Annotated in this window: 30 protein-coding genes and 1 tRNA gene; 9 read left to right on the top strand and 22 right to left on the bottom strand. The window is 57.8% G+C overall.

What is annotated here, in order from left to right:
- Positions 1 to 432 precede the first annotated feature (432 nt).
- From G6L97_RS04210 to G6L97_RS04200, 3 genes are read left to right on the top strand one after another with little or no spacing between them, the layout of a single operon-like run.
- Positions 433 to 582: a ribbon-helix-helix protein, CopG family gene (locus G6L97_RS04210; protein ID WP_174002736.1), complete on the top strand. Its 150-nt coding sequence runs from the start codon at positions 433 to 435 to the stop codon at positions 580 to 582.
- A complete protein-coding gene (locus G6L97_RS04205) occupies positions 579 to 794 on the top strand; it encodes a hypothetical protein (RefSeq protein ID WP_149909788.1) in 216 nt (71 codons plus the stop codon). Before G6L97_RS04210 ends, G6L97_RS04205 begins: the two co-directional genes overlap by 4 nt.
- A complete protein-coding gene (locus tag G6L97_RS04200; RefSeq protein WP_174002734.1) occupies positions 791 to 1,177 on the top strand; it encodes a hypothetical protein in 387 nt (128 codons plus the stop codon). Before G6L97_RS04205 ends, G6L97_RS04200 begins: the two co-directional genes overlap by 4 nt.
- Positions 1,178 to 1,259: 82 nt before the next feature.
- On the opposite strand, the gene G6L97_RS04195 is transcribed toward G6L97_RS04200, so the two are convergent.
- The 10 genes from G6L97_RS04195 to G6L97_RS04150 all read right to left on the bottom strand — a co-directional run bounded on the left by G6L97_RS04195 (position 1,260) and on the right by G6L97_RS04150 (position 8,494).
- Positions 1,260 to 1,772: a hypothetical protein gene (locus G6L97_RS04195; protein WP_210247560.1), complete on the bottom strand. Its 513-nt coding sequence runs from the start codon at positions 1,770 to 1,772 to the stop codon at positions 1,260 to 1,262.
- A 2-nt stretch (positions 1,773 to 1,774) separates the two neighbouring features.
- Positions 1,775 to 2,404 (bottom strand): DUF5343 domain-containing protein, encoded by a 630-nt coding sequence (locus G6L97_RS04190; protein ID WP_149909786.1) that lies wholly within the window; start codon positions 2,402 to 2,404, stop codon positions 1,775 to 1,777.
- A 378-nt stretch (positions 2,405 to 2,782) separates the two neighbouring features.
- A tRNA-Leu gene (locus tag G6L97_RS04185) sits at positions 2,783 to 2,868 on the bottom strand.
- 141 nt (positions 2,869 to 3,009) lie between these two features.
- Positions 3,010 to 3,738, bottom strand: a complete 729-nt coding sequence (locus G6L97_RS04180; RefSeq protein WP_013635890.1) for a hypothetical protein — start codon at positions 3,736 to 3,738, stop codon at positions 3,010 to 3,012.
- Positions 3,739 to 3,854: 116 nt separating this feature from the next.
- On the bottom strand, positions 3,855 to 4,388 hold the full coding sequence (locus tag G6L97_RS04175) for a MerR family transcriptional regulator (RefSeq protein ID WP_003512531.1): 534 nt from the start codon (positions 4,386 to 4,388) through the stop codon (positions 3,855 to 3,857).
- A 275-nt stretch (positions 4,389 to 4,663) separates the two neighbouring features.
- Complete coding sequence (locus tag G6L97_RS04170; protein ID WP_003512530.1) at positions 4,664 to 5,002, bottom strand: integration host factor subunit alpha; 339 nt, start codon at positions 5,000 to 5,002, stop codon at positions 4,664 to 4,666.
- Between the two features lie 243 nt (positions 5,003 to 5,245).
- Positions 5,246 to 6,217, bottom strand: coding sequence for a beta-ketoacyl-ACP synthase III (locus G6L97_RS04165; RefSeq protein WP_003512529.1), 972 nt, complete (start codon positions 6,215 to 6,217; stop codon positions 5,246 to 5,248).
- A 4-nt stretch (positions 6,218 to 6,221) separates the two neighbouring features.
- Complete coding sequence (gene plsX, locus G6L97_RS04160; protein WP_003512528.1) at positions 6,222 to 7,283, bottom strand: phosphate acyltransferase PlsX; 1,062 nt, start codon at positions 7,281 to 7,283, stop codon at positions 6,222 to 6,224.
- A 99-nt stretch (positions 7,284 to 7,382) separates the two neighbouring features.
- Positions 7,383 to 7,946 (bottom strand): YceD family protein, encoded by a 564-nt coding sequence (locus G6L97_RS04155; protein ID WP_025593091.1) that lies wholly within the window; start codon positions 7,944 to 7,946, stop codon positions 7,383 to 7,385.
- 8 nt (positions 7,947 to 7,954) lie between these two features.
- Positions 7,955 to 8,494 carry a ubiquinol-cytochrome C chaperone family protein gene (locus G6L97_RS04150; protein WP_080798824.1) on the bottom strand — a complete coding sequence of 180 codons (540 nt, stop codon included), beginning with the start codon at positions 8,492 to 8,494 and terminating at the stop codon, positions 7,955 to 7,957.
- A 270-nt stretch (positions 8,495 to 8,764) separates the two neighbouring features.
- On the opposite strand from G6L97_RS04150, the gene G6L97_RS04145 reads away from it, so the two are divergent.
- The gene (locus tag G6L97_RS04145; protein WP_065661135.1) at positions 8,765 to 9,295 is read left to right on the top strand and encodes an outer membrane protein assembly factor BamE; all 531 of its coding nucleotides are present in this window, start codon (positions 8,765 to 8,767) and stop codon (positions 9,293 to 9,295) included.
- A 75-nt stretch (positions 9,296 to 9,370) separates the two neighbouring features.
- On the opposite strand, the gene G6L97_RS04140 is transcribed toward G6L97_RS04145, so the two are convergent.
- The 12 genes from G6L97_RS04140 to G6L97_RS04085 form a co-directional block, all read right to left on the bottom strand.
- Positions 9,371 to 11,509, bottom strand: coding sequence for a sodium-translocating pyrophosphatase (locus G6L97_RS04140; protein ID WP_035251686.1), 2,139 nt, complete (start codon positions 11,507 to 11,509; stop codon positions 9,371 to 9,373).
- 219 nt (positions 11,510 to 11,728) lie between these two features.
- Positions 11,729 to 12,952 carry an MFS transporter gene (locus G6L97_RS04135; RefSeq protein ID WP_111783157.1) on the bottom strand — a complete coding sequence of 408 codons (1,224 nt, stop codon included), beginning with the start codon at positions 12,950 to 12,952 and terminating at the stop codon, positions 11,729 to 11,731.
- Positions 12,953 to 12,973: 21 nt separating this feature from the next.
- Positions 12,974 to 13,471, bottom strand: a complete 498-nt coding sequence (gene nusB, locus G6L97_RS04130; RefSeq protein ID WP_013635887.1) for a transcription antitermination factor NusB — start codon at positions 13,469 to 13,471, stop codon at positions 12,974 to 12,976.
- Between the two features lie 4 nt (positions 13,472 to 13,475).
- On the bottom strand, positions 13,476 to 13,922 hold the full coding sequence (gene ribH / locus G6L97_RS04125; protein WP_025593086.1) for a 6,7-dimethyl-8-ribityllumazine synthase: 447 nt from the start codon (positions 13,920 to 13,922) through the stop codon (positions 13,476 to 13,478).
- Positions 13,923 to 14,086: 164 nt separating this feature from the next.
- A complete protein-coding gene (locus G6L97_RS04120; RefSeq protein WP_003512513.1) occupies positions 14,087 to 14,719 on the bottom strand; it encodes a LysE family translocator in 633 nt (210 codons plus the stop codon).
- A gap of 262 nt (positions 14,720 to 14,981) precedes the next feature.
- A complete protein-coding gene (locus tag G6L97_RS04115; protein ID WP_003512512.1) occupies positions 14,982 to 15,593 on the bottom strand; it encodes a riboflavin synthase in 612 nt (203 codons plus the stop codon).
- Complete coding sequence (gene ribD / locus G6L97_RS04110) at positions 15,593 to 16,843, bottom strand: bifunctional diaminohydroxyphosphoribosylaminopyrimidine deaminase/5-amino-6-(5-phosphoribosylamino)uracil reductase RibD (RefSeq protein ID WP_111783158.1); 1,251 nt, start codon at positions 16,841 to 16,843, stop codon at positions 15,593 to 15,595. The genes G6L97_RS04115 and ribD overlap by 1 nt, the downstream gene beginning before the upstream one ends.
- A 2-nt stretch (positions 16,844 to 16,845) precedes the next feature.
- A complete protein-coding gene (nrdR, locus tag G6L97_RS04105; RefSeq protein ID WP_003512508.1) occupies positions 16,846 to 17,325 on the bottom strand; it encodes a transcriptional regulator NrdR in 480 nt (159 codons plus the stop codon).
- 12 nt (positions 17,326 to 17,337) lie between these two features.
- On the bottom strand, positions 17,338 to 18,627 hold the full coding sequence (gene glyA / locus G6L97_RS04100) for a serine hydroxymethyltransferase (protein ID WP_003512506.1): 1,290 nt from the start codon (positions 18,625 to 18,627) through the stop codon (positions 17,338 to 17,340).
- A 210-nt stretch (positions 18,628 to 18,837) separates the two neighbouring features.
- On the bottom strand, positions 18,838 to 20,169 hold the full coding sequence (locus tag G6L97_RS04095; protein WP_111783159.1) for a L,D-transpeptidase family protein: 1,332 nt from the start codon (positions 20,167 to 20,169) through the stop codon (positions 18,838 to 18,840).
- A 375-nt stretch (positions 20,170 to 20,544) separates the two neighbouring features.
- A complete protein-coding gene (gene ldtR / locus G6L97_RS04090) occupies positions 20,545 to 21,054 on the bottom strand; it encodes a transcriptional regulator LdtR (protein ID WP_025593036.1) in 510 nt (169 codons plus the stop codon).
- A 234-nt stretch (positions 21,055 to 21,288) separates the two neighbouring features.
- Positions 21,289 to 21,726, bottom strand: a complete 438-nt coding sequence (locus G6L97_RS04085; protein ID WP_003512497.1) for a DUF6163 family protein — start codon at positions 21,724 to 21,726, stop codon at positions 21,289 to 21,291.
- A 181-nt stretch (positions 21,727 to 21,907) separates the two neighbouring features.
- Here G6L97_RS04085 and hemB point away from each other — a divergent pair, with 181 nt between their 5' ends.
- The 5 genes from hemB (at position 21,908) to G6L97_RS04060 (ending at position 25,119) form a co-directional block, all read left to right on the top strand.
- Positions 21,908 to 22,921, top strand: coding sequence for a porphobilinogen synthase (gene hemB, locus G6L97_RS04080; protein WP_003512495.1), 1,014 nt, complete (start codon positions 21,908 to 21,910; stop codon positions 22,919 to 22,921).
- Positions 22,922 to 23,036: 115 nt separating this feature from the next.
- On the top strand, positions 23,037 to 23,495 hold the full coding sequence (locus tag G6L97_RS04075; protein WP_038490628.1) for an RDD family protein: 459 nt from the start codon (positions 23,037 to 23,039) through the stop codon (positions 23,493 to 23,495).
- A gap of 176 nt (positions 23,496 to 23,671) precedes the next feature.
- Positions 23,672 to 24,439 (top strand): arginyltransferase, encoded by a 768-nt coding sequence (locus G6L97_RS04070; protein ID WP_065704982.1) that lies wholly within the window; start codon positions 23,672 to 23,674, stop codon positions 24,437 to 24,439.
- A 72-nt stretch (positions 24,440 to 24,511) separates the two neighbouring features.
- Positions 24,512 to 24,733 carry an AbrB/MazE/SpoVT family DNA-binding domain-containing protein gene (locus G6L97_RS04065; protein WP_038490623.1) on the top strand — a complete coding sequence of 74 codons (222 nt, stop codon included), beginning with the start codon at positions 24,512 to 24,514 and terminating at the stop codon, positions 24,731 to 24,733.
- A complete protein-coding gene (locus G6L97_RS04060; RefSeq protein WP_065688205.1) occupies positions 24,730 to 25,119 on the top strand; it encodes a type II toxin-antitoxin system death-on-curing family toxin in 390 nt (129 codons plus the stop codon). The genes G6L97_RS04065 and G6L97_RS04060 overlap by 4 nt, the downstream gene beginning before the upstream one ends.
- The last annotated feature ends 3 nt before the right edge of the window (positions 25,120 to 25,122 follow it).

The raw sequence follows: 25,122 nt of genomic DNA, 5'->3' as shown, positions 1-25,122 counted from the left end.
CCCACGGACGTGGCTAGCCTTGTATTGCAGACCAAGCTGCCGCAGGCCACCGTAGAAGGACGGCTTGCGTCGTTAAGGCGAGGGGCTTTTTGAACGAAGAATAAAAAGGGGGCGAAAGCCCCCTTTTGCATCGCCCTGACGTACATCCGGCCAAGGGCGGTAACGCAGCGGTGCCGGTAGGAAAGTCCCATGGAACTAGGGCGAAGAACCCGGCACCGCTGCTAATGTGGTGTGCGCGCTGTCAAGCCATTGTCAGCATCCCCAGCAGCACAGGCCAACCCGTGTGTGGAAAATATGCCGCACCACGGCAACCCTTATACACGCTCCGGCGCACTCTCCAAAGTAGAACTTTATTTGAACTATGTAATAATAGTTGTATAATGCGCGTTTCACAGTTACTTAAAGTTAGTAACTGTAAAGGAGCATCAGCAATTGACACGCAAGATCAACATCATGGTCAGGCTTAGCTCGGACGAAGACAAAGCAGTCGAGGAGTTGGCAACGAAGCTTAACCTTGGCCGCGCCGTCTTGGCGCGCAAAGCGTTGCTTTATTTAGCTCAAGCCAACGGTGTGCGGACTTGAACAGCCCATTTAAAATACTTGACGTTGGGCTGCGGCCTGATGAGGTGGACAGCATATTTGCTATTGCCGCGTGTGACGCTGAATTCCGCCAAGCTATCGAGGACATAACCCTGCTTTGGGGCAAGGCCATCGACTTTCCCGCTAACAAAAGCGTGGCGGCAAACTTCTACCGCTTCGTTCTTTTCATGCACCATAAGGAGACCGTACATTGACTCAAGGGCAAAGACTCCCCATTGGCGTGCGCGCCGCAACTGCCAAGCAGTTCCTTGACCAAGCGCAGGATTATCTACTGCAAGGCGGAAAGAGCGCCCAGCGCCCTTTCGCGCACGCCATGGGAAAAGCGCTCAGCAACATCAACCGCGTTAAGGCCGTGGCCGCCTTCAACATCCTAGCCAAGCGTTACAACGAACTGGCCAACAGCCGAACGGATATCAAGCTGCTGGAACTGCGGGTGCACGACGAAGAGGGTGACGGCACTAGTGACCGCAAGCCGCCGCAGCGCAGCAAACTCTACCATGAGCTGCATATGCGGGCCGCCAGCACGCCCCAACCGTTGGCCGCAGTGTTACCCCCAGCCCCGCCGCCAAGCGCGTAGGCGGCCCGCCTACCCCGGTTTCCGGGCAAGATTTTACATACCGCGCCACGGCGGCACCGGGGCATAAAACCACGGGTAACCCTTATTTCTTTAACCCCGAAAGGAAGACAAGCTCCTGAACTACCGTACGAATTTCGGGAAGCAGAGGCTCAATATCTCTTCGCTGTGCGATATATCGCCTGCTATGCGCAGATTTGTCTCCAAGGTCTTTCAACTTGGGAAGCGCTTGCTTGGCGTTGCGGCTGAGATTCCATTTCGTCTCGGCCAGAGTCTTCGTCACCAAATCCCGTAGGAAAAAGAAGTCTCCCTCTGAGTTTTTGATTTTGCTGTCAATTTGGTGATGCTCGAACGCCTCAATGATCAGGGTCTCCACAAGCCGCCTCAGCATCACTGCCGAGGCGTCGTACCAGCCATTCTCGTATGCACCATTGGCTTGGTTAGCAATGTTCTCGATGTACTGGCGAGTTCCACGCACCAATGACAAGAACACAACTGGCTGCGTCTTCGAAAGGAAGCCTTCTTCTGGAGGTGACAACTGGCTAGCAAGATCAGCGCTAATCGCTTTAGCTGTCGCGACTAGGTTATCAATCGACATAATTATTCGTCTTTCCTGCCATACAGATGTTTCGACATGCTCTCGAAAATCTTGTCGATTTGTTGGGGAGTTGACTCCGCAGAAATGTGGATTTGTATATCTATGTGAAGCGCCGGTCCGCCATTTAAGGTCGGGCGCGACGGCGATGTGGGCGCATGATCGGCCGGTGGAGCATGAAGCGGACCAGCGTGCAGGTTCGTATCGGCACCGTTCTGTAAATTGTCAAATTCGGCTTCAGCAACCAGCGCTTTGAAGGTGTTTACTGTTTTCTGGATTACCTGCTGGCCCGCCGACGAACTAGTTGAAAATACGTGGCCAAGGTCAACGTTCGAACGCGCGTGTGCATCGGGATAAACAGCATAGAGTTCAGCATAGCTCTTCCTGATCGCATCTCCCAAAACGGCTTTGTAATTACCACCACGATACTCTTTCCAAAGAGGTTGTGGAACCGATTGACTATCAGTGAAGCCCACGAATTTGAGAACGCCTACCAACGAAGCATCGTTACTTGATGTATAACCAATGGTCTTCAGCCACACTCCATTACCTTTTGGTGGTATGCCCGTGGACCTAATTTTCGAAAGTATCCCAGGAATTTTTCCGGTCACTTTTGTGTAAGGAAAATCTGCCATTTGTCCCCCGTATAAGCGTTATTGCTTAGTGTTGCTGCGCCGAACCCTCAACTGAGTCGCAAGTTTAGCGGGTACTGTTCTAATTTCAACTCAGCTGTGTATACAGAGAGACGGCTGTATACCCTCAATATTCTACAGCGCGCCTATGCACCTGCTGGCTTTTCGCACCGTCGGCCTCCCCATAGGCGGCTTCCGGAACATGAAGGTGGTGTATTGGTGCCAGACGGGCGCGGGAATTTTTATGGTTTTCGCCGGACGAATGCTGAGCGTTAGCCCTAGCGCGCCCTAACTAACCATCGCCATTCGTGTATGGATTGTGTACAGGAAGCCCCAAAAATAAGCAAAAAGCCCGCAAATGCGGGCTTTTTAGTCTGCGAATGGTGCGGACGGCGGGACTTGAACCCGCAAGACCAATGGTCGGCAGATTTTAAGTCTGCTGCGTCTACCGATTTCGCCACGTCCGCATTGTCGCACCGCGTGCCAACAGGCCCCGGCGCTACAAAATTGCCTTGTCATTCCTCAGGCGCAGGATCGAACGAGACCCTGACCCCAAGCACCGACAGCGCCACATCTACACAGGCCGCACCGTTTCGGTCAACCGGGCCTTAGCCACACCAGGACTGATTTTTTGCCGAGACCGGATGAGCCAGGCCTTCCCGCACGAGTTGATCGGCAAAGGATACGCCCGAACGTGAAATCCGTTTGCGTTCCATGGCTTGCCCGCCGGCTGTTGCCGACGACGCCACATCGAATGCGCCAGCATTCAACATATCCCGCAACCGCACCTTGGCAATGAAACCGCGCTGACGCTCTTCCATGCATCGCGCCCGGTCGATCTGCGGGACCTCGATGCCGGCGAGCTGCATTTTCACGCCCTTCATCCAGAAGGTATTGCCATCGGCCACGCAATTGGTGAGACCTGAGCGACCACAAAAGGCAAAGGCGCCGCTTTTTTCTCCCAGCGAGACTTTTTCGACCGAAGGGCGTGTTTCCGGCAGGATAGCGGCAACCTGGCTCTGCTGTGCCGCAGGCGGCATGGCAATCGAGCGTGGCGGCACCGGACCATTGATCGGTGAAACCGGCGATGCGGGGCGGATGGCCGCCACCTTCTCCGGTGCGGCCGTCTCGCGTTTGGCGGCTACGGCGATCTTGGGGGAATTTGTCGTGGTGGATGTTGCCTTCGCGACATGCCGCTGCGGCATAAGACTGTCGCGATGTTCGTAAGCCTGAATGCCGCCGGCCACGACGCCCAGCATCAGCACCCAGGGCCAAACGCTGCCGCCGGCCGATTTCTTCGCCGTACGGCGTCGCGTTGTCGGTTTTCGATTGCTCACGATCAGACTCCTTTTTACGGAGCCGCATTATCGGTCAAGAGAGTTTCTGAAAGGTTGGCATTCCAGAGCGCCATCGCTTTTCCTGAAAATGCTCGAACAGAGTTGTGGATAAACGATCAGCGAACCTGATCAAGCAGCCGCTTGCATTCGAGAAGATCGAACAGCGCCTCCTGCAACAGCGCTTGGTCATCCTTGCCGATGCCAGATTTGCCGACTGATATCTCGGTATCGCTGTTACCGCCACCGAAGCCGAAAAATCGGCCGCTCGGCTTGGCTTTCGGGCGGCCGACGACCTCGTCTCCGTCCGGATCCAGCACGCGCGGTTCGGCAACTTCCTTTTCGCCGCTCGCTGCCATGATGGCTTCCATGGTAGCAAGATCGCCCGACGCGATTGCCGCCACGAAACGGTTTCCGTTGGTTTTCAGAAGTTTCTGCACACCTTTGATGGTGTAGCCGTGGTCATAAAGAAGATGACGAATGCCCTTGAGGAGATCGATATCATCAGGCCGGTAATAACGGCGGCCCCCGCCCCGTTTCATCGGCTTGATCTGCGGAAAGCGCGTTTCCCAGAAACGCAGCACGTGCTGCGGCAGGTTCAGCTCATCCGCCACTTCACTGATCGTCCGAAACGCGTCGGGGCTTTTGTCCAAACTTCCACTCCCATCCGGACCTTGAGCGCCATGCACCCAGCCGGACACTGAACAAGAACGCTTTTCACCAGCCGATACCGTGCATCATGTCTTGCGAAAAATCGAACCCGATCCTCGCACCGATGCCCGTGGCGGCAAGATACCATTTATCTAAAATTGATTATGATGTGAGTCGACCAGATTTCAACGGCTTGCACGTCGAAATTCAAGCATGTTCACAAGAAGAATGGGGATAAAGGCTTGCCATGCGGCAAAAAAACCGTGTTACAGCCGGCTTACGCCCCGGCTTTCTGACCCTTTTGCTTGGTCTTGCGAGCCGTATGCGCCTTCAGGATTCGCTGTTTCAGCACGTTTGACGCCTTGAAGGTCATGACGCGGCGTGGCGAAATCGGAACTTCCTCACCCGTTTTCGGGTTGCGGCCGATACGCTCGTTCTTTTCCCTGATCTGAAATGTCGCGAAGGACGAGAGCTTGACGACCTCGCCACGCGTGATCGCATTACAAATCTCGTCGATGATCGTTTCGACCAGTTCGGCGGATTCGGTGCGGGACAGCCCGACTTTACGAAACACAGATTCTGCAAGATCTGCGCGTGTCACTGTCTTCCCGGCCATTTTTCCCCACAAACCGTGTCTGAATTTTTCTCTAGGAGCCGCCGAGATTATTTCCCTTGTGGCGACCGGTCAAGGGATTGTTCCAGATTCATTTGAGGCTTTCGGCAATCAGTGCAATGGCTTAGAGCGACTGACGCGGTTTTGCCGCACGCGGGGGTCGCTTCAGCGCGTTTGAACGGGGTACTGCCGCAAAAATCACAACCGATTTTGTGCCAGCGCCCCGGTAAACGCTAAAATTTGCCGTTACCAGCGCAGCAGCACTGCGCCCCAAGTGAAACCGCCGCCCATGGCTTCCAGCATGACCAGATCGCCCTTCTTGATGCGTCCGTCACTGGCCGCAACGGCAAGCGCCAGCGGAATGGATGCGGCCGACGTATTGCCGTGCTTATCGACGGTGATGACGACTTTTTCCGGATCGATATTGAGCTTTTTTGCCGATCCGTCGATGATGCGCTTGTTGGCCTGATGCGGAACGAGCCAGTCGAGATCATCAGCCGTCGTGCCTGTCGCCTCGAAAGCCTGTTCGATGACGTCGGTGATCATGCCGACAGCGTGCTTGAACACTTCCCGGCCTTCCATACGCAGATGGCCGACCGTGCCGGTCGTGGAAGGTCCACCATCGACGTAAAGCTTGTCCTTGTGCGAACCGTCGGAGCGCAGCTGCGAGGTGAGGATGCCACGATCGCTGGAAGTACCCTCGCCTTCCCCTGCCTCGATTACGAGTGCGCCTGCACCATCACCGAACAGAACGCAGGTGGTGCGGTCCTTCCAGTCGAGAATGCGCGAGAATGTTTCGGCGCCGATCACCAGCACGCGCTTGGCCATGCCGCCGCGAATGTAAAGATCGGCGGTGGCCACGGCATAGACGAAGCCGGAGCAGACGGCCTGCATGTCGAAAGCGAAACCGTGGGTCATGCCGAGACGGTTCTGGATGTTTACCGCCGTTGCCGGAAATGTATTGTCCGGTGTCGAGGTTGCCAGAATGATGAGGTCGATATCATCGGGCGTCAGGCCGGCATTGTCGAGCGCCGCACGCGCCGCAGCCTCGCCGAGCGAAGCGGTGGTCTCGCCTTCTCCCGCTATGTAGCGCTGACGAATGCCCGTGCGCTGCACGATCCATTCATCGGAAGTCTCCACGACCCCTTCGATTTCACTATTGGTCATGACACGCTTCGGAAGCGCTGCCCCGAAACCACGTACGATAGAGCGGATCATTCCCTTATTCCTCGTCAGCCACGAGAGCTTCGGGCGCCGGGGGCGGAAGCCGTCTTGCGTGGTAAATCTTCAGATCGTTTTCAATTTTTGCCGTAAGACCGTTATGGACCATGTCGTAGCCGACATCGACCGCGGAGGCAAAACCGATGGCGTCCGTGCCGCCATGGCTTTTGATGACAATGCCGTTCAGGCCGAGAAACACGCCGCCATTGACCTTGCGCGGGTCCATTTTTTCTCGCAGCACATCGAAAGCGCTTTTCGCGAGAATATAACCGATCTTGGCAAAGAAGCTGCGGGAGATCGCCTCACGCAGAAGCGTGGTGATCTGGCGCGCCGTGCCTTCGGCGGCTTTGAGCGCAATGTTGCCGGTGAAACCTTCGGTCACCACCACATCCACCGTGCCCTTGCCAATGTCGTCACCCTCGACGAAACCGCGGTAATCGATGGTGCCTAGATCGGCCTCGCGGATCAGCCGTCCGGCTTCACGGACCTCTTCCTGACCCTTCACCTCCTCGACGCCGACATTCAGCAAACCGACGGTCGGACGGTCGATATCGAAAAGCGCACGCGCCATGGCGCCGCCCATCAGGGCAAAATCGAGCAATTGCTGGGAATCGGCGCCAATCGTGGCACCAACATCGAGCACGATGCTTTCGCCTTTCAGCGTCGGCCATATGCCGGCGATGGCCGGGCGTTCCACCCGCGCCATGGTGCGCAAACAGAATTTGGCCATGGCCATCAGCGCGCCGGTATTGCCGGCGGATACGACGACGTCCGCTTCACCGAGCTTCACGGCCTCGATGGCGCGCCACATGCTGGAGACATAGCGGCCACGACGAAGCGCCTGACTTGGCTTTTCGTCCATGGCGACCGAGATTTCACAATCGTGAAAGACCGATTTTTCCCGAAGTGCGGGATATTGTGCCAGAATGGGGTCGCACTTGCTTTTCTGCCCGTAGAGCAGAAAAGTCACATCGTTGTGCCGTTCAAGCGCCTTGGCGGCACCGGGTATGGCAACATCAGGGCCGAAATCGCCACCCATGACGTCAATCGCTATTCTGATCACTCGTCCCTTATCCTTTTTGCCGCCACTCAAGCGGATTTTGCGCGAAAATACCTGTTCCGGCCTGTGTTACAATAAAATTATTTCAGCACGGCGGCGCATTCAGTCTTTTTTCCAGTCTTTCAACACGGCGAAAGGCGACGGACGCTTTTCTTCTTCAGGCTCATTTTCGGTCGTATCGGTAAATTCGATATCCGATTTGCGCGGATAGGGATCGATCGCAAGGGCCGCGAATTCTGCAACCGTCGCGCCAACATCAATGCTGTCGCCGGTGAACTGGTCGGGAATGTCAGGGCCATTGGGGTCGAGTACGATCTCCCCTTCCTCATTGGTGACCATCCGCGCCAGCTTCGATCCTTCCGGCACGAAAATATGTTCGACGCTCTCGTCGATCTTGCTGGAAACCGGCTCCAGCGTCACGACGCAGGCTTGGGTCACGGCCGCATGCACCTCGCCCTTGATCTTCACGCCATCCCTCTTCCAGCGGGTAACCTGCAGTTCCGCCTTCAGATATTCGACGGAAACCACATCCCAGAATTTCGCCAGCGCCTTCAGTTCCTCGGCATTGGCTTCAAGACCAATCCTCACCGGATTGGCGGAAATATGGCCTACCTTTACGGGGTAGGAAAAAGGCAGATCGTCATTTGCGGCGTGTCGCGCGTTCATCGTAAACCTCATAGTCCAGGCAAAGGCAGCTTCAGGCTTCCGGTTGCTATCGTTTCTTCGGAGCCTGCGGAAAGGGTGGAAGACGCCTCCATCATCCAGCCCGCAAGCCCGTCCAGTTCCGGTGCCTTCTCATCTGTCTGGGGGTATATATTGCGCCGGAGCGCTGCGGCAAGGGCAACGGGGTCGGATGCATCCAGCGCCGCCGCATAGGATTCGAGCCGCCCGTAGAACATACCGGCAAATTTCTTCATGCGCTTCGGCACGCCCTGGTCGCCAATGCCGAGCTCACGGATGGAATGGTCGATATCCTGAAAAAAGGCGTCGACGATCTCCTGGGCGATTTCCTGCCCGCTCACACCGGAGGATTTGGTGCGGCGGAAATAGAGAATCATGATGATCGACAGCATCTCGAAGCGGCCCATCACCGTGTCTGGAACGCCGAGATCAAGATAAAAAGCGGGCGTGCGGGCCGCAGCCGTCAGGATCGCATATTGCCGGTCTACTATGGCGCGGTTGTTGTTTTTCTGTCTGAACAGCCCGAATATCATCGTTTTTTTCCGAACGGGGCTGGTGAATTCGCTCACCCGCCTATCGCACTTGTTGCATGATCGCCAAAGCTGGTTTACCGAAGCATCCACGAATTGCAATGCTGTCGCGGTCACGTTCGTCTTTCGGCTGAAACAGTCTAAGAGACCGGAAGAGTTTCCAAAGGCCGTGAAAGCGTTGAATTTGGGGGGTGATCGGGATTTTCCGTCCCCGGATTGACACAATCATGTGCACAGACACTGTGCACCACGCAATGCCGGAAGGTGCCATTCATGATCGCAGTCGGGGAAAAGCAGTTGAGCAAGCAGAAATCCGCAAGTCACGGTAAAATTCTGGGCAAGACCGCCATCGCAATCGTCGTCGCGTCCACCCTGCTTTCCGCCTGCACCAGCACCACCGATGTGTTCCACAACGGCTACGTCATGGACGAGCAGTCGCTTCAGCTGATCCCGGAAGGTTCCAGCCGCGAGCAGGTTCTGCTGACCATGGGCACGCCCTCCACCACGGCGACGTTCGGCAACGAGGTTTTCTATTACATCTCGCAGAAGCGTGTGCGCCGCGCCGCTTTCATGAAGCCGACGTTGGTCGAACAGAACATTCTCGCGATCTATTTCAACAAGGACGGCGTAATCGAGCGTAAGGCCAATTACGCGCTGCAGGACGGCAAGGTCTTCGACACGATTTCGCGTACCACCCCGACAGGCGGCAAGGATCTCACCTTCCTGCAGCAGCTGCTGTCCGGCGGCACCTCGGGCGCCAACATCGCCAAGAGCATTCTTGGCCAGAGCGGCAACACCCCCTGATCGGAAGACGGAACGAAAATTCAAAGGCCCGGAGATCGCTCCCCGGGCCTTTTTCTTTGTCGATGCTGCAACTCCTTAGTGGGCGAGAACCGCCAATAGCAGTAGCGCCACGATATTGGTGATCTTGATAGCCGGGTTGACCGCCGGACCGGCGGTATCCTTGTAGGGATCGCCCACCGTATCGCCCGTAACCGACGCCTTGTGGGCGTCCGAACCCTTGACGTGGCGCACGCCGTCCTTGTCGATGAAGCCATCCTCGAAGCTTTTCTTGGCGTTATCCCACGCACCACCACCGGAGGTCATGGAAATCGCCACGAACAGGCCGTTGATGATGACGCCAAGCAACGATGCACCGAGTGCGGCAAAGGCAGAGGCCTTGGAACCTGAGATAAGCAGCACGCCGAAATAAACGACGAGCGGCGCCAGAACCGGCAACAGCGACGGAATGATCATCTCCTTGATCGCCGCCTTGGTCAAAAGATCGACCGCCCTGCCGTAGTCCGGTTTTTCCGTTCCTGCCATGATGCCAGGCTTTTCGCGGAACTGGCGGCGAACTTCCTCGACGATCGAGCTTGCCGCCTTGCCCACCGCCGTCATGGCGATACCGCCAAAGAGATACGGAATGAGGCCGCCGAACAGCAGACCGGCAACGACGTAAGGATTGGCAAGGCTGAAGGATATTTCGCCGATATCCTTGAAGTAAGGATAGGTATCGCCATTGGCAGCGAAATAGGACAGGTCGTTGGAATAGGCGGCAAACAGCACCAGCGCGCCGAGACCGGCAGAGCCGATGGCGTAACCCTTGGTCACCGCCTTGGTGGTGTTGCCGACGGCATCCAGCGCGTCGGTCGCCTTACGCACATCCGGGTCGAGACCGGCCATTTCGGCAATGCCGCCGGCATTGTCAGTCACCGGACCGAAGGCGTCGAGCGCCACGATCATGCCCGCCAGACCAAGCATGGCGGTGACCGCGATGCCCGTGCCGAACAGGCCACCGAGCTGGTAGGTGCCGATGATGCCGCCAACGATGACAAGCGCCGGCAGCGCCGTCGATTCCAGCGAGACTGCAAGACCCTGGATGACGTTGGTGCCGTGGCCCGTGACCGAAGCCTGCGCGATGGAATTGACCGGGCGTTTGTTGGTGCCGGTATAATATTCGGTGATGACGACGATCAGCGCTGTTACCACAAGGCCGACCAGCCCGCACAGGAAGAGGTTTGTGCCGGTAATCTCCATTCCGGCAACCGTGCCGATGGTACCCCAGCCCACGGTCGCGTAAGTTGCCACGGCAAGCCCCGCAATCGAGAAGACACCGGTGGCAATCAGCCCTTTATAGAGAGCGCCCATGATGGAGTTGTTGGTGCCCAGCTTGACGAAGAAGGTGCCGGCAATCGAGGTCAGGATGCAGGCGCCGCAAATGGCCAGCGGGTAGACCATCGCGCTTTCCAGTATCGGCGTTCCGGCAAAGAAGATCGCCGCAAGCACCATGGTTGCGACCACCGAGACGGCATAGGTCTCGAAAAGGTCGGCCGCCATTCCGGCGCAATCGCCGACGTTGTCGCCGACATTGTCGGCGATGGTTGCCGGGTTGCGGGGGTCGTCCTCGGGAATGCCTGCTTCGACCTTGCCGACGAGATCGCCGCCGACATCTGCACCCTTGGTGAAGATGCCACCGCCGAGACGGGCGAAGATGGAGATAAGCGAAGCGCCGAAACCGAGCGACACCAGCGCGTCAATCACCTCACGCGATCCGGGCGCATGGCCGAGCACCGAGGTGAGGATGAAATAATAGATGGATACGCCAAGCAGCGCGAGGCCAGCCACCAGCATGCCCGTGATGGCGCCTGATTTGAACGCGATGTCGAGACCGGCGGCAAGGCTGTGGGATGCGGCTTGTGCGGTGCGCAGATTGGCACGGACGGAGACATGCATGCCGATGAAACCGGCAGCACCCGAAAGCACGGCGCCGATGATAAACCCGATGGCCGCGAGAGCCGACAGCAGATACCAGGCGAGAACGGCGACAATCAATCCGACGATGGCGATGGTGAGATATTGACGGGTGAGATAAGCCTGCGCACCTTCACGGATAAAACCTGCTATTTCACGCATACGCTCGTTGCCCTGATCGGCAGCGAGAACGCTCCTGGTCGTCCATGCCGCGTAAACCACGGACAGGACCCCACATAAAATCACTATGGGTATTACGGTCATGCGCACTTACCTCCCAAAAGGCCGGGTCTCACTCCCTCCCCGGCGTGGCGAACCATGTGCAAGGACAGGAGCGATCAAATGCGCGGCCTGTCCTGTCGTGGCCATTCTTCCCCTCCCAAGGAAAAATGACCTGCGCGGCAAGATTGCGTTGGCGAAAGGCGTGGCGTCAAGCCCACAAATTTGCCTGAAACATGAAAGGGGTAGAGATCGAAGGCGATCTTACGCGGCGTTTCTGCGCGGGGTCAGCAACAGCGACGCCACCAGCACGAGGCATAGCCCCGCAACCGGCCAGATAACGAGGTTCATGACCGACCAGCCCCAGGCCGTAAACACCTTGCCGGAAGAGAAGGACGACAGCGCTACCGTGCCGAACAGCACGATATCGTGAAAGCCCTGTACCTTGTCTGCCTCATGCGGGCGGTAGCTGGAGGTGATGATGGCGGTAGCGCCGATGAAGCCGAAGTTCCAGCCGAGACCGAGGAGAATGAGCGCCGCCCAGAAGTTCCACAATTCGATGCCCATATGGGCGACGACGGCGCAGGCCATCAGCACGACGAGACCGGCTGCAACGATTTTTTCCGCGCCGAATCGCGCAATCAACATACCGGTGAAGAAACTTGGGCCGAACATGGCGAGAACGTGCCACTGGATGCCGAGCGTCGCAAGTTCGGTGGGAAACCCGCAGCCGACCACCATGGCGAGCGGCGCGCCGGTCATCATGAAGGTCATCAACGCATAGGAACCGATGCCGCAGACCATGCCGGTAACAAACCGGTGCGTGCGTACGATTTCCGACAAAGGCCGTGCCGCCTGCGCGTGGATAGAGGCGGCCTTCGGGTCCGGCAATTTCAGGAATGCCAGAATGGCAATCGCGATGATGCCGAGCGGCACCAGCGCGATGAAAGCACCGGCGAAGGTGACCGGTGCGAAGACATCCTTGCCGAAAATGGCAAGCTGCGGCCCGATGATCGCCGAGACGATGCCACCCGCCAATATCCAGGAAATGGCTTTCGGCTTGTAGAAAGAGGGGGATGCGTCGGCAGCAGCGAAGCGGATTTTCTGCGTGAAGCCGCCGGAAATGCCGATCAGCAGCAGGCCGATCGCAAATAGCCAGAAGTCGGAGCGGAAGAGTGCCACGGCAGCAATGCCGCCGCCGATGGAGCACATCAGCGCGCCGACCATGAAACCCGCCTTGCGGCCGAGAAAACGCGATGCTGCGGCAACGCAGATGGCGCCCAGCGCCACGCCGATGTTGAAACCGGTAAGCGGCGCCGTTGCCAGCGACTTGTTAGCCCCGAGCAACTGGTAACCGGCAAGCGCGCCAACCGAGAAGCTCATAGGTGCTGCCGAGCCCATGATCGCCTGTGCGGCGGTCAGGAGGAAGACGTTGCGCTTCGCCTCGTCCAGTTGAACTTCAAGTCCGGGGACGGAAACGGCGCTCATATCTTCCTCACCTAACGTATTTTAGCGTTTTGCCTCGCCGCGTACCTGCTTGGCAATGCGGTCCAGAACCGCGTTCACCAGCTTCGGCTCGTCGTGCTCGAAGAAAGCACGGGCGATTTCGACATATTCCGTAACGATGACGGCGACCGGCACGTCCTTGCGCTCCAGAATCTCAAAAGCGCCGGCACGCAAGATAGCGCGAACGGTGGCATCAAGACGCGACAGCGGCCAGTCTTCCAGAAGTGCGGAGCGCACCAGTGGGTCGATCTTCGTCTGATCGCGGACGACGCCGGACACGATGGAACGGAACCAGGAAGGATCGGCCTTCAGATAGGTATCGCCATCGACTTCCTGACCGAGACGATGTGCCTCGTATTCCGCCACGACTTCCATCACGCCGGTGCCGCCGACATCCATCTGATAAAGTGCCTGCACGGCCGCGAGGCGCGCAGCGCCACGCTGGTTGGCGGGCTTTACCGAAGGCTGGCGCGGTTCGCCGCCATTTTCAACATCCGACATGCGTTCAGCCACCCAGTTTTTTCTTGAGCTCGATCATCGTCAGCGCCGCGCGGGCCGCAAAACCGCCCTTGTCCTTGTCAGAACGGCGAACACGCGCCCATGCCTGATCGTCGTTTTCGACGGTGAGGATGCCGTTGCCGATGGCCAGAGATTCGCTGACGGCGAGATCCATCAGGGCGCGGGAGGATTCGTTGGAAACGATGTCGAAGTGGTAGGTCTCGCCACGAATGACCATGCCGAGCGCTACGAAACCATCATATTCCGTGCCTTCGTTGTCGCCGCCATCCAGCGCCATGGCAATGGCAGCGGGGATTTCGAGCGCGCCGGGAACGGTGATGACGTCATAGGTTGCGCCAGCCTCATCCAGCGCGAACTTCGCGCCTTCGAGAAGAGCGTCTGCCATATCGTCGTAAAAGCGTGCTTCCACGATAAGAAGATGGGGTTTGGACATGGGATTTTCCTGAAAAGTTTCGCGCCGGATCATACCGGCTTTTGCGGCGGTCAAACCACGGCTGGCCGTTTTTGGCAAGTAATTTCATGTGTCACCCGCGCAAGAGGCCCCGTTTGCAAGACAATTGCGCAGGTTTTCGCCTTATCCGGCGCGGCTTACGAAAATCAGGTTTTCTGGAAAGCCAGATGCACGCCAAGCCCCATCAGCACCGTTCCCGCAGTGCGACGGGCAAGCACCTGCACCCTGCTGGAGCGCTTGAGCCGCCCGACCATCGCGCCCGCCAGAAGCACGCCAACCAGATCGGCGGAGGAAAAAATGAAATTGACGGCAATACCGAGGATCAGCAATTGCAGCCAGATCGGAAAGGCCGCCGCCGGATCAACGAATTGCGGCAGAAACGCCAGAAAGAACAGCGCCGTCTTCGGATTGAGCACGTCGACGATGATGCTGTCGATGAAGGCGCGCCTTGCCGATTTCGGTTCGATGGTCAGATTGACGGTCTCACCTTCAAGCTTGCTGCGCAGCATCGAGAAGCCGAGCCAGATGAGATAAAGCGCGCCACACAGCTTCACGGCCAGATAAAGCCACGGCACCGCCTGGAACAGCACCGAAAGCCCCGCCGCAGAGGCGACGATATGGAAATAGCAGCCGACATGGATGCCAAGCACCGCCATCAGCCCGGCAAACCGGCCGCGCGCCATGGTCTGCGCCGCCGCATAAAGCATGGCCGGGCCGGGAATATAGGCAAACAGGGCGGTGGTGATGAAAAAGGCTGTCAGCAGTTCGAAAGACGGCATGTCGTAATCCCCCTACCCCGTTTGGGCCTAAAGACGTCTTTATAGTGTTTGCGCGTCAATCGAAAGCGGAGTGCGGGACAACAACTGATCTGTCGCGATGGCGGAGGACGGTAAAGTCTATCCGGCATTCTGGCCTTGAGAGGTAATCCAGTCAACGCGCGTCTGCGCGACGGCAAGAGTCTTTTCAGCCCAAGGATTTGGGCCAGTCGGATACCGGCTCAAGGCCGAGAGTGTATTTCAGCACAATAGATGCCGAAAGGTGTTACGCCGAGGGAAACTCCGCAAGCCTTGCGGCATATCGCGCCATGGTGTCGACTTCGAAATTGACGAAATCACCCGGTTGGCGCTCACCCCATGTGGTGACTGTGAGCGTATGGCGGATCAGGAGCACGTCGAAATCCGTTCCGTCGACCGCATTGACGGTCAGAGAAGTGCCATCGAGTGCAATGGAACCCTTGGGCGCCACGAATTTCGCCAGATGGTCGGGCGCGCGCAGGCGGATACGGACCGCCTCACCTTCCGGCTCGACCGACAGAATCTCCGCCTTGCCATCGACATGGCCGGAAACGATGTGACCGCCAAGCTCGTCGCCAATCTTCAGCGCGCGCTCCAGATTGACGTGCGTGCCCTTCTGCCAGCCCGCAATCGTCGTCAGGCGCAATGCCTCTTCCCAGGCCTCGACCTCGTACCAGCGCTCGTTGCTGCCGTCTTCGGGCAGTTTGGTCACCGTCAGGCAGACGCCGCCATGGGAGATCGATGCGCCCATATCGATGGTCTTGGGATCGTAATTGGTCGCCACCCGCAGACGAATGCCTTCCGCCAGAGCTTCCAACTCGGACACGGTTCCAACATCGGTGACAATTCCGGTAAACATCAAAGCGGCCTTTCATAATCGAAGCAGCGATCCGGCCCGTAGGCGGTTTCGCTGACCAAAACATAATCGCCCGGAATATCGGCACGGCTGAGCGGCGTTTCAATCCCGCCTTCACCAACCACGACCGGGCTTTCAAACAGCATGATACGGTCCACGAGATCGGCTTCAAGGAACGATTTTGCGGCAAAAGCGCCGCCTTCGACCAGAAGTTCCGACATACCGCGTTCAGCGAGAATGTGAAGGAGGTTCTCGAGGGTTGGTGCTTGAAGGATTTCGACGCCTGCGTCGATCAGTTGTTGGCGACGGTGGTCGGGGCTACCCCCCTCTGCCCTGCCGAGCATCTCCCCCTCAAGGGGGGAGATCGATGGGGCGCTGCCTTGCCCGACATCGAAGGTTAACGAATGAGAGGTGGAGTCAAAATTTGAGCGAGCGGCCAGCCCCTTGCCGATCTCCCCCCTTGAGGGGGAGATGTCCGGCAGGGCAGAGGGGGGTAACGCCGCGACCGCAACGATCACCGGTACTTCGCGCGCCGTCTTCACCAGGTTCGACGTCAGCGGCAATTCAAAATGCCGATCCAGCACGATGCGCACCGGCGAGCGATCCTCGATACCGTCAATGCGAACCGTCAGTTCCGGATCATCCGCAATCGCAGTCCCGATCCCCACAAGGATGCAATCACAATGCGCCCGGAGTTCATGCACGGCGTGGCGAGCCTCGCGCCCGGTGATCGCCACCTGCCGCTCGCCTCTCCTGCCGATCATGCCATCAGCGGAAATCGCAAGCTTCAGAATCACATGCGGGCGTTTTTTCACCTGGCGTGTGAGGTAACCTGCAAGCGCTCTCTTGCCTTGTTCGCGCAGCAGGCCGGTTTCCACGACAATGCCCGCCTCCCGCAGGATGGAGTAACCACGACCGGAAACACGCTCGTCCGGGTCGTCAACCGCTACAACGACACGGGCCACGCCGTATTCGACCAGCGCATTGGCGCAGGGCGGCGTCTTGCCCCAGTGCGAGCAGGGTTCGAGGGTGACATAGGCTGTTGCGCCGCGCGCCGCTTCGCCGGCGATTTCCAGCGCCTGGCGTTCGGCATGAGGGCGGCCGCCAATGGCGGTCACCGCTTCGGCGATGATTTTTCCGTCCTTGACGAGAACGCAACCGACGGAGGGATTGGTCTCGGTTTGACCCTGATGACGCAGGGAAACCTCGATTGCCCGGGCCATGAATTTTTCGTCATCGGCGCGGCTCGTCACGTCTATGCTCCGGCGTCTGTATCTCGGGCGATCTTGGCGTTGATTTCGGCAATCACGTTCTCGAAATCCTCGGCATGACTGAAATCGCGATAGACCGAGGCGTAGCGTACGAAGGCCACGTCATCGAGGCTCTTCAGCGCTTCAAGCACCTGGAGGCCGATTTCTTCCGAGGGAATTTCCGTCTCGCCGGAACTTTCCAGACGGCGAGCAATGCCCGAGACGGCTCGCTCGATCCGGTCCCGGTCAACCGGGCGTTTGCGTAGCGCGATCTCGAAGGATCGCACCAGCTTTTCCCGGTCGAAGGGCAGCTTGCGGCCGCTTTTCTTGATGACCATCAGCTCGCGCAGTTGCACGCGCTCATAGGTCGTGAAGCGGCCGCCGCAATCGGGGCAGATGCGCCGCCGGCGGATGGAGGTGTTATCCTCCGCCGGACGCGAGTCCTTGACCTGTGTGTCTTCGGAACCGCAAAATGGGCAGCGCATCTCTTTACGTCCTTACATGTACGGATACATCGGGAAACGGTCAGTCAGGCCGACGACCTTTTCGCGCACCGCAGCTTCAACAGCAGCGTTGCCCTCATCCGAATTGGCGACCTTCAGACCATCGAGAACCTCGACGATCAGCTTGCCGATTTCGCGGAATTCCGCTTCCTTGAAACCGCGCGTCGTGCCAGCCGGCGTGCCGAGACGCACACCCGAGGTGACGAAGGGCTTTTCCGGATCGAAAGGAATGCCGTTCTTGTTGCAGGTGACGTAGGCGCGACCGAGAGCTGCTTCAGCACGCTTGCCGGTGGCGTTCTTCTTGCGAAGGTCAACCAGCATCAGGTGGTTGTCGGTGCCGCCGGAGACGACATCAAGACCACCTTCGATCAGCGTTTCGGCAAGCGCCTTGGCGTTCTTGACGACCTGTGCGGCGTAATCCTTGAATTCCGGCTGCAAAGCTTCACCGAAGGCAACTGCCTTTGCGGCGATGACGTGCATCAGCGGACCGCCCTGCAGGCCGGGGAAAACGGCGGAGTTGAACTTCTTGGCCAGATCCTCGTCATTGGTGAGGATCATGCCGCCACGCGGGCCGCGCAACGACTTGTGCGTCGTCGTGGTGGCAACGTGGCAATGCGGGAACGGCGACGGATGCTGGCCACCGGCAACGAGACCAGCGATGTGGGCCATATCGACCATCAGATAGGCGCCGACTTCATCGGCGATCTCTCGGAAGCGCTTCCAGTCCCAGATACGGGAATAGGCGGTGCCGCCAGCAAGGATAAGCTTCGGCCGGGTTTCCTTGGCTTTGCGCTCCACCTCGTCCATGTCGAGCAGGTTGTCGCCTTCGCGCACGCCGTAAGACACGACGTTGAACCACTTGCCGGACATGTTGACCGGCGAACCGTGCGTGAGATGGCCTCCGGAGTTCAGGTCGAGACCCATGAAGGTGTCGCCCGGCTGGAGCAGCGCGAGGAACACGGCCTGGTTCATCTGCGAACCGGAATTTGGCTGGACGTTGGCGAAGTTGACGCCGAACAGCTTCTTGGCGCGCTCGATGGCAAGCTCTTCAGCAATGTCTACGAACTGGCAGCCGCCGTAATAACGCTTGCCCGGATAACCTTCGGCATATTTGTTGGTCATGATCGAACCCTGCGCTTCAAGCACAGCGCGGGAAACGATGTTTTCCGAGGCGATCAGTTCGATCTCGTGGCGCTGGCGACCCAGTTCCTTCTCGATCGCGCCGAAAATATCCGGATCGACTTCGGCAAGCGGACGGGAGAAGAAAGCATCTGTGTTCGACATGGTGAAGGCTCCTGAAACAGTAATGCGATGGCGTCTTAGCGCCCTGCCCGAACAAGAGCAATACGGGCAGCGAGATTTGCCCGTCAAACTGCGACGTTGCGACAAAAAACGGCAGCTGTTTTTTCAAAACCAGCAGCGAAAATGAAAAAAGCCGCACCCGACGGGGTGCGGCCTTTCACTTAAATATAAAAACCTGATGGCAGCGCCGGATCAGTTGCGCGGCAACAGGTCGTCGTCGACAGGTCCAGCCGGCTGTTCGATGCCGGTGGTGGTGTTGAGCGCCAGTTCGGCGTTGCCGTCCTTTTCATAGATGTCGTCGCGGAACTGCACCACGCCGTCCTTCGCCGACCATGCGGTGATATAGACGAAATAGACAGGCACTTCCTGCGCCAGCTTGATCGGTGTGTTGACGCGGGTGGCGATGACGCGTTCCATTTCCTGACGCGACCAGCCGGGCGTGTCGCGCAGCAGCCAGCTTGTGAGGTCTCGCACGTTCTGTACGCGCACGCAGCCGGACGATTCGAACCGCATCAGCTTGTTGAACAGACCCTGCTGCGGCGTGTCGTGCATATATTCGTTGTTCGGATTGTGGAAGTTGATCTTCGTCGAGGACATGGCGTTGATCTTGCCGGGGTCCTGGCGGAACATCAGGTTCGGTGCCTTTGGCGCAAACCAGTCGACCGCCGTCGGCGAAACTTCCTGTCCCTTGCCGTCGATGAGGCGGATGTTGTTCCGCTCCAGATAGGTCGGGTCCTTCTGCATCAGCGGCACGATGTCCTTTTCGACGATCGAGCGCGGCGCTGTCCAGTAAGGGTTGAGGATGACTTCGTAAATCTTGGAATTGATGACGTGCGTCGGGCGGCTGGCGCGACCGACGACGGCGGTGTTGCGCAGGACGACGCGCTCATTCTCAACCGCCTCGATGACAGCGGCCGGAATGTTCACCATCAGGTGACGCTGGCCGAGATCGCCGGACATGGACTGAATGCGCACGAGGTTGGTCTGCAACTGCGCCAGACGGATCTGGGCCGAAACATTGAGCGCCTTGGTCGTATATTCGCCGCTGACACCATCGGCGGGAAGGCCGTGGCGGGCCTGGAAGCGCTTCAACGCACCATCGACATAAGAATCGAAGGCGCTGGAAATGCCAGCTTCGCGCGGCAGGTCGCCGGAAACCATCAATCGCTGGCGAAGCGCCTGAACGGAAGGATCGGAAACGCCGATCTGGAGACGCTGCTGGGTGACGGGTACGTCCGGCCAGCCGCCATTCTGCACGATCTGCTGATATTGCATGATCGCCTGCTGCATGTAGACAGGCGCTTCCCGTCCGAGAACCGGATTGTTGGAAACGACGCCAACGGCGGAACGCGACGAATTCGCGTCGAACTGGTCATCCCAGTTGCCGCGCCGCGATGAGCCCATGAGATCGTTGAGCGCATTCTGCGCCAGGGCCGGCGCGGCAAGCGCGGCAACACCAACGGAAACAGCCGAGCGCAGAAGCGCACGGCGCGATACGGATTCGGAAACGGATTTTTTTGTCATTCTACCTACCAGCCACTCTCTTCGGCATTCTCAACAATGCCTAAATCAATATGATTAACAAACACGTACAACGTGTCTGCCGGCCGGTAATGCTCAATACCCATGGTCTGGGCGCTATTGTCTGGCAGAACAGTCGGGACTTGCCACGACAGCAGGAGAAACCGCCGGCTCCTTCACCTTTGCGGGTCCCATATCAATATGGCCAATTCGTGTCACGGACCTTTTCTCACGAAGCTGTGTATGCCTGCAAAACAGGGCGAAAACGCACCTAGTAGACCGGGCTTGACACGCACAGGTGAACGGCGCCTCCAACACGAATCCGCAAGCCGGAGGCAAACCGATGCCCCCGGCGCTAACAGTGAAACCGCCGCGGAATTAGAGACGATAAGCGATCGAGTCGTTCCAGAAGCGATCGAGGCGCTGCAGCAGCTTGTTCATTTCGGAGAACTCGCCGGTGCCGATGCCGCCGACCTTTTCGATCGAGCCGACGTGGCGCTCGTAGAGGTGAGCAACCGTTTCTGCGATTTCCTGGCCTTTTTCAGTCAGGCTGATGCGGACCGAGCGGCGGTCGACACGCGAGCGCTGGTGGTTGATGAGACCGAGGTCTACCAGCTTCTTGACGTTGTAGGAGACGTTCGATCCGAGGTAATAACCACGCGAACGAAGCTCGCCGGCCGTCAGTTCGGAATTGCCGATGTTGAACAGCAGGAGCGCCTGAACGGCGTTGACATCATCGCGACCCTGACGATCGAACTCGTCCTTGATGACATCGAGGAGGCGGCGGTGGAGACGTTCCACCAGGTGCAGCGACTCCATGTAGAGCGAACGGATGGTATCTTCATGTGCGTCGGCAACAACGGCCTGCGGCTTTGCTTTGCTATTGATCATGACTGCCTCACTGTTTTGTTTGGCGGTGTGTTTGTTTGTCTCCCGCCTTGAGTGAGAACCTAATCAATGCGCATAAAATTCTACTTAAAAGCTACGATTAACAAATGCTTACCTGCATTTTCCCAAGTGGGTCAAACTTGTGGCGAAGCGGGACTGGCTTATCACCATGCATTACAAATCAAAGACTTAGCAATAAAATTCGACCGAAAACCAGGCTAAACTGCTTTATTCTTATGGTAAATCAATTCTTGCGCGCTCTTCATTCTGGCGCTGATCGAGCCAAAAAGCGACCAGGAATAGTATATAAATGGTTGCCACGAGACCGTGCATGACGGGTACAAGCGTGTTGGCGCCGAAGATATATGGCCACACCTTATACATGGCGATCTGGGTGCCGGCACCCAAGACCCACATGACTGCCCCCCAGGAGGCGCCGAGCCAGAGACCGAGCGCTGCGACGGGGAAAATCACCGCAAGCGCACTACCCGCCACTCGCCATGGCAGGTTAAGCATATCGAACCGCCCATGCCCGCCGAGAGAATATCCCGTCAGCATCGCCCAATATTGCAGGCCGAACCAGAAACAGGAAACCGCGACCAGCCTCATGAAGACCAGAAAGAGGATTTCCGTCAGCGGACGTTTCGGCAGAGGTTGAGAATCAGGTTCCATGGCCGGAAGATACGGTTTCGACGGGCGGGCGACCAGCCCATATTGAATTCGGCGGCTTGCCTTGTCAAAGCACCCTCGCCCACCGGGGAAGTCCAGGGGGAAACATTGTCGCATTCGCACGGCGCTTGCTTCGTGTTATGCAGCTTTCCTGACTTGGGTGGGATACGAAGGACATTCTTACATGCAGGACAAAACGCATCTGGTCGACGCGATCACCGGCCATCGCCGCATGCGCCGCAATCGCAAGGCCGACTGGACTCGCCGTCTGGTTCAGGAAAGCCGCCTGACCGTCGATGATCTCATCTGGCCGGTCTTCATCGTACCGGGCAGCAATATCCTCGATCCCATACCGGCGATGCCCGGCGTAAACCGCATGAGTGTCGATAAGCTGGTCGAAGCGGCGAAGGAAGCCGCCGATCTCGGCATTCCGGCGATTGCGACCTTCCCGAATATCGAGATGGACTTGCGCGACGAGACCGGCTCGAATGCGCTCGAGGCCAACAACCTCATTAATCAGGCGACCATCGCGGTCAAAAAAGCGGTTCCGAATATCGGCATGATTACCGATGTTGCGCTCGATCCCTTCACCAGCCATGGGCATGACGGCATTCTGCGCGGCGACGAAATCGTCAATGACGAGACCGTGGACCAGGTCGTTCGTGCTGCAATCCTTCAGGCCGATGCCGGTTCGGACATTATTTCTCCGTCCGAGATGATGGATGGCCGCATCGGCGCCATCCGCCGCGGCCTGGATGCGGCCGGGCACCAGAACGTCGGCATCATGGCCTATGCCACGAAATTCTCCTCCGGCTATTACGGTCCGTATCGCGAGGCCATTTCGACGGCCGGACTGCTGAAGGGGGACAAGAACAGTTATTACATCAGCCCCGCCAACGGCATGGAGGCGATCCGCGACGCAGCGCTCGACGTGGAAGAAGGTGCTGACATGCTGATGGTCAAACCCGGCTTGCCCTATCTCGACATCTGTTGGCGGCTGAAAGAGAATTTCGGGCTGCCCACATTCGCCTATCAGGTGTCCGGTGAATATACCCAGATCAAGGCAGCGGCCATGCATGGCTGGATCGACGGCGAGCGCGTGATGATGGAAACGCTTCTCTGTTTCAAGCGTGCAGGCTGCGATGGCATTCTGAGCTATTTCGCAGTGGAAGCCGCGCGCAAACTCGCGAAGGGCTGACAGCCGACGCTTATTGTATTCGGTCGTTTTCTTCCCATATTGTTTGCTGACACGGAATGCTGCCTGACGAAAAGCGCGTTTCGAGCTGTCATGTCTTCTCAGGAGAAAACGACCGATGAACCTCGACCAGAACCCTACCTATGTCGCACCGGACGACTGGCGCGCCTATAGCGGCGTCCTGAGCCGACGGGTCTTCGCGTTCCTGATCGATTACGCGATCGTTCTCCTGCTGTGCATTCCAGCCGCCGTGATCGTCTTCTTTCTCGGCGTGATTACGCTGGGTCTCGGCTTCTTCCTCTATCCGGCCCTGTTCGTCATCGTCGCGGTACTTTATTTCGGCGTAACGCTCAGCGGCCCGTCGCAGGCCTCACCCGGCATGCGGGCGATGGGCATCGCGATGGCGCGCATGGACGGACGGCGAATCGATTTCCTTCTGGCCACCGTGCACATTGCGCTTTTCTGGATCATCAACTCGGTTTTGACGCCGCTTATCCTGCTTGCAGGCCTGTTTACGGAGCGCTCGCGCCTCGTTCACGACTTCCTGCTCGGCACCGTCATGGTCAGAACCTACTGATATAAGGGAAAGCCACGAAAACGTGGCTTGCATATCAGGCAAATAGCGCATGGTGCAGTTGACGTTTTCCGTCATTTTGCCATTCTGTGACATTATGCATGTCGCTTGAAGCGTCGCCGCACCCCGTGAAATCGCGGCGCGCTTTCACAACAGACGCAGGAGGCGATCACGGTTCGATGAACACGCAGGCGACGCCCTCTCCCCAATTCTATCTTACGGCACCGGCCACCTGCCCCTACTTGCCGAACCAGATGGAGCGGAAGGTTTTCACGCATCTGGTCGGCCCGCGTGCGTCGGAAATGAACGACCTTCTGACCCAGGGCGGCTTCAGGCGTTCACAGAACATCGCCTATCGCCCGGCGTGCGAAACCTGTCGAGCTTGCGTTTCCGTGCGCATCCTTGCCGAACAGTTCCAGCCGACGAAATCGATGCGGCGCGTTCTCTCCATCAACAAGGATGTCGTCGCCACCGTTCATGCCGCGGAGCCATCCACCGAACAGTTCTCACTGTTTCGCCGCTATCTCGACCATCGGCACCAGTCAGGCGGCATGTCCGACATGTCGGCGCTCGACTATGCGATCATGATCGAAGACACGCACGTCAACACCCGCATCATCGAATACCGTGTGCGAGAGCCCGGCTCCGGCATCGATTCCAGCAAACGAGGTGAACTTCTCGCCGTAGCGCTGAGCGATGTGATGAGCGACGGGCTGTCGATGGTCTATTCCTTCTTCAACCCCGATCTAGAAAAGCGCTCGCTCGGCACTTTCATGATCATGGATCACATCACCCGCACACGCGCGCTCGGCCTGCCGCACGTCTATCTCGGCTACTGGGTCGATGGTTCTGAAAAGATGGGCTACAAGACGCGCTACCACCCGCAGGAGCATCTGACACCGCGTGGGTGGGAGGTTTATTTGCCTGCGGTAGAGACAGCCGAATAGATCCAGTCCAACACCGGCATTGTCTCACCGTGACGACCATGTTATAACTTGGTTATAACAGGAGTTGGCGTCATGAACATCACAATCCGGAAAATCGGTAATTCCGAAGGCATTATCATCCCAAAAGAAGTCCTGGATCGCATGGGTCTCAAGACGGGTGATACCCTTGAACTAAGGGAAGTCTCCGGGAACATCGAACTCGTCCCTGAACAAGCGGATTTGAGCGAGCAGCTTGAAGCTGCCCGGCGCGGCATGAAGAAATACCATGTGGCGCTGAGAGAACTCGCAAAATGAAAAAAATTAAGTGGCTGTCCCGAACTTCCATTGAAATAATACATCGGGAACAACTTGTTGAACATGGTGGCCTGCAAGGTCTAAAAGACGAGAACGCACTTGAGGCAGCTTTGGCACGCCCCCTTCACAAAGCCGCCTACGGTGAGGAAGACGCTCTAAGGCTTGCATCCGCCTACCTTTACGGGATAGCCCGCAACCACCCATTTTCAGATGGAAACAAACGAACCGCGTTTCTAGCGGCCTACACCTTCTTGTTCATCAACGGCCATGAAATCCACGCCGAGCAAGCTGATGTCATCGCTTTTGTTCTCGACGTCGCTGCCGGCAACATTGATGAGGACGGCGTTTATCTTTTTCTACGGGACCACGTCGTCCCACTCGATTAAACG

Origin of the sequence: Agrobacterium tumefaciens, from assembly GCF_013318015.2 — a bacterium.
GTDB lineage: Bacteria > Pseudomonadota > Alphaproteobacteria > Rhizobiales > Rhizobiaceae > Agrobacterium > Agrobacterium tumefaciens.
The sequence above is the reverse complement of the archived record's forward strand: the minus strand, read 5'-3'. Positions and strand labels throughout refer to the sequence as shown.

Excerpts from the sequence above, each read along its gene's own strand:
- glyA (WP_003512506.1), bottom strand. The coding sequence starts at position 18,627 with ATGTCGAACACAGATGCTTTCTTCTCCCGTCCGCTTGCCGAAGTCGAT.
- G6L97_RS04190 (WP_149909786.1), bottom strand. The coding sequence starts at position 2,404 with ATGGCAGATTTTCCTTACACAAAAGTGACCGGAAAAATTCCTGGGATA.
- G6L97_RS04145 (WP_065661135.1), top strand. The coding sequence starts at position 8,765 with ATGATCGCAGTCGGGGAAAAGCAGTTGAGCAAGCAGAAATCCGCAAGT.
- G6L97_RS04165 (WP_003512529.1), bottom strand. The coding sequence starts at position 6,217 with ATGATCCGCTCTATCGTACGTGGTTTCGGGGCAGCGCTTCCGAAGCGT.
- G6L97_RS04155 (WP_025593091.1), bottom strand. The coding sequence starts at position 7,946 with ATGAACGCGCGACACGCCGCAAATGACGATCTGCCTTTTTCCTACCCC.
- G6L97_RS04065 (WP_038490623.1), top strand. The coding sequence starts at position 24,512 with ATGAACATCACAATCCGGAAAATCGGTAATTCCGAAGGCATTATCATC.
- G6L97_RS04075 (WP_038490628.1), top strand. The coding sequence starts at position 23,037 with ATGAACCTCGACCAGAACCCTACCTATGTCGCACCGGACGACTGGCGC.
- G6L97_RS04140 (WP_035251686.1), bottom strand. The coding sequence starts at position 11,509 with ATGACCGTAATACCCATAGTGATTTTATGTGGGGTCCTGTCCGTGGTT.
- G6L97_RS04170 (WP_003512530.1), bottom strand. The coding sequence starts at position 5,002 with ATGGCCGGGAAGACAGTGACACGCGCAGATCTTGCAGAATCTGTGTTT.
- G6L97_RS04095 (WP_111783159.1), bottom strand. The coding sequence starts at position 20,169 with ATGACAAAAAAATCCGTTTCCGAATCCGTATCGCGCCGTGCGCTTCTG.
- ribH (WP_025593086.1), bottom strand. The coding sequence starts at position 13,922 with ATGTCCAAACCCCATCTTCTTATCGTGGAAGCACGCTTTTACGACGAT.
- G6L97_RS04115 (WP_003512512.1), bottom strand. The coding sequence starts at position 15,593 with ATGTTTACCGGAATTGTCACCGATGTTGGAACCGTGTCCGAGTTGGAA.
- G6L97_RS04135 (WP_111783157.1), bottom strand. The coding sequence starts at position 12,952 with ATGAGCGCCGTTTCCGTCCCCGGACTTGAAGTTCAACTGGACGAGGCG.
- hemB (WP_003512495.1), top strand. The coding sequence starts at position 21,908 with ATGCAGGACAAAACGCATCTGGTCGACGCGATCACCGGCCATCGCCGC.
- G6L97_RS04195 (WP_210247560.1), bottom strand. The coding sequence starts at position 1,772 with ATGTCGATTGATAACCTAGTCGCGACAGCTAAAGCGATTAGCGCTGAT.
- G6L97_RS04150 (WP_080798824.1), bottom strand. The coding sequence starts at position 8,494 with ATGATATTCGGGCTGTTCAGACAGAAAAACAACAACCGCGCCATAGTA.
- nusB (WP_013635887.1), bottom strand. The coding sequence starts at position 13,471 with ATGTCGGATGTTGAAAATGGCGGCGAACCGCGCCAGCCTTCGGTAAAG.
- G6L97_RS04070 (WP_065704982.1), top strand. The coding sequence starts at position 23,672 with ATGAACACGCAGGCGACGCCCTCTCCCCAATTCTATCTTACGGCACCG.
- nrdR (WP_003512508.1), bottom strand. The coding sequence starts at position 17,325 with ATGCGCTGCCCATTTTGCGGTTCCGAAGACACACAGGTCAAGGACTCG.
- G6L97_RS04060 (WP_065688205.1), top strand. The coding sequence starts at position 24,730 with ATGAAAAAAATTAAGTGGCTGTCCCGAACTTCCATTGAAATAATACAT.
- G6L97_RS04085 (WP_003512497.1), bottom strand. The coding sequence starts at position 21,726 with ATGGAACCTGATTCTCAACCTCTGCCGAAACGTCCGCTGACGGAAATC.
- G6L97_RS04120 (WP_003512513.1), bottom strand. The coding sequence starts at position 14,719 with ATGCCGTCTTTCGAACTGCTGACAGCCTTTTTCATCACCACCGCCCTG.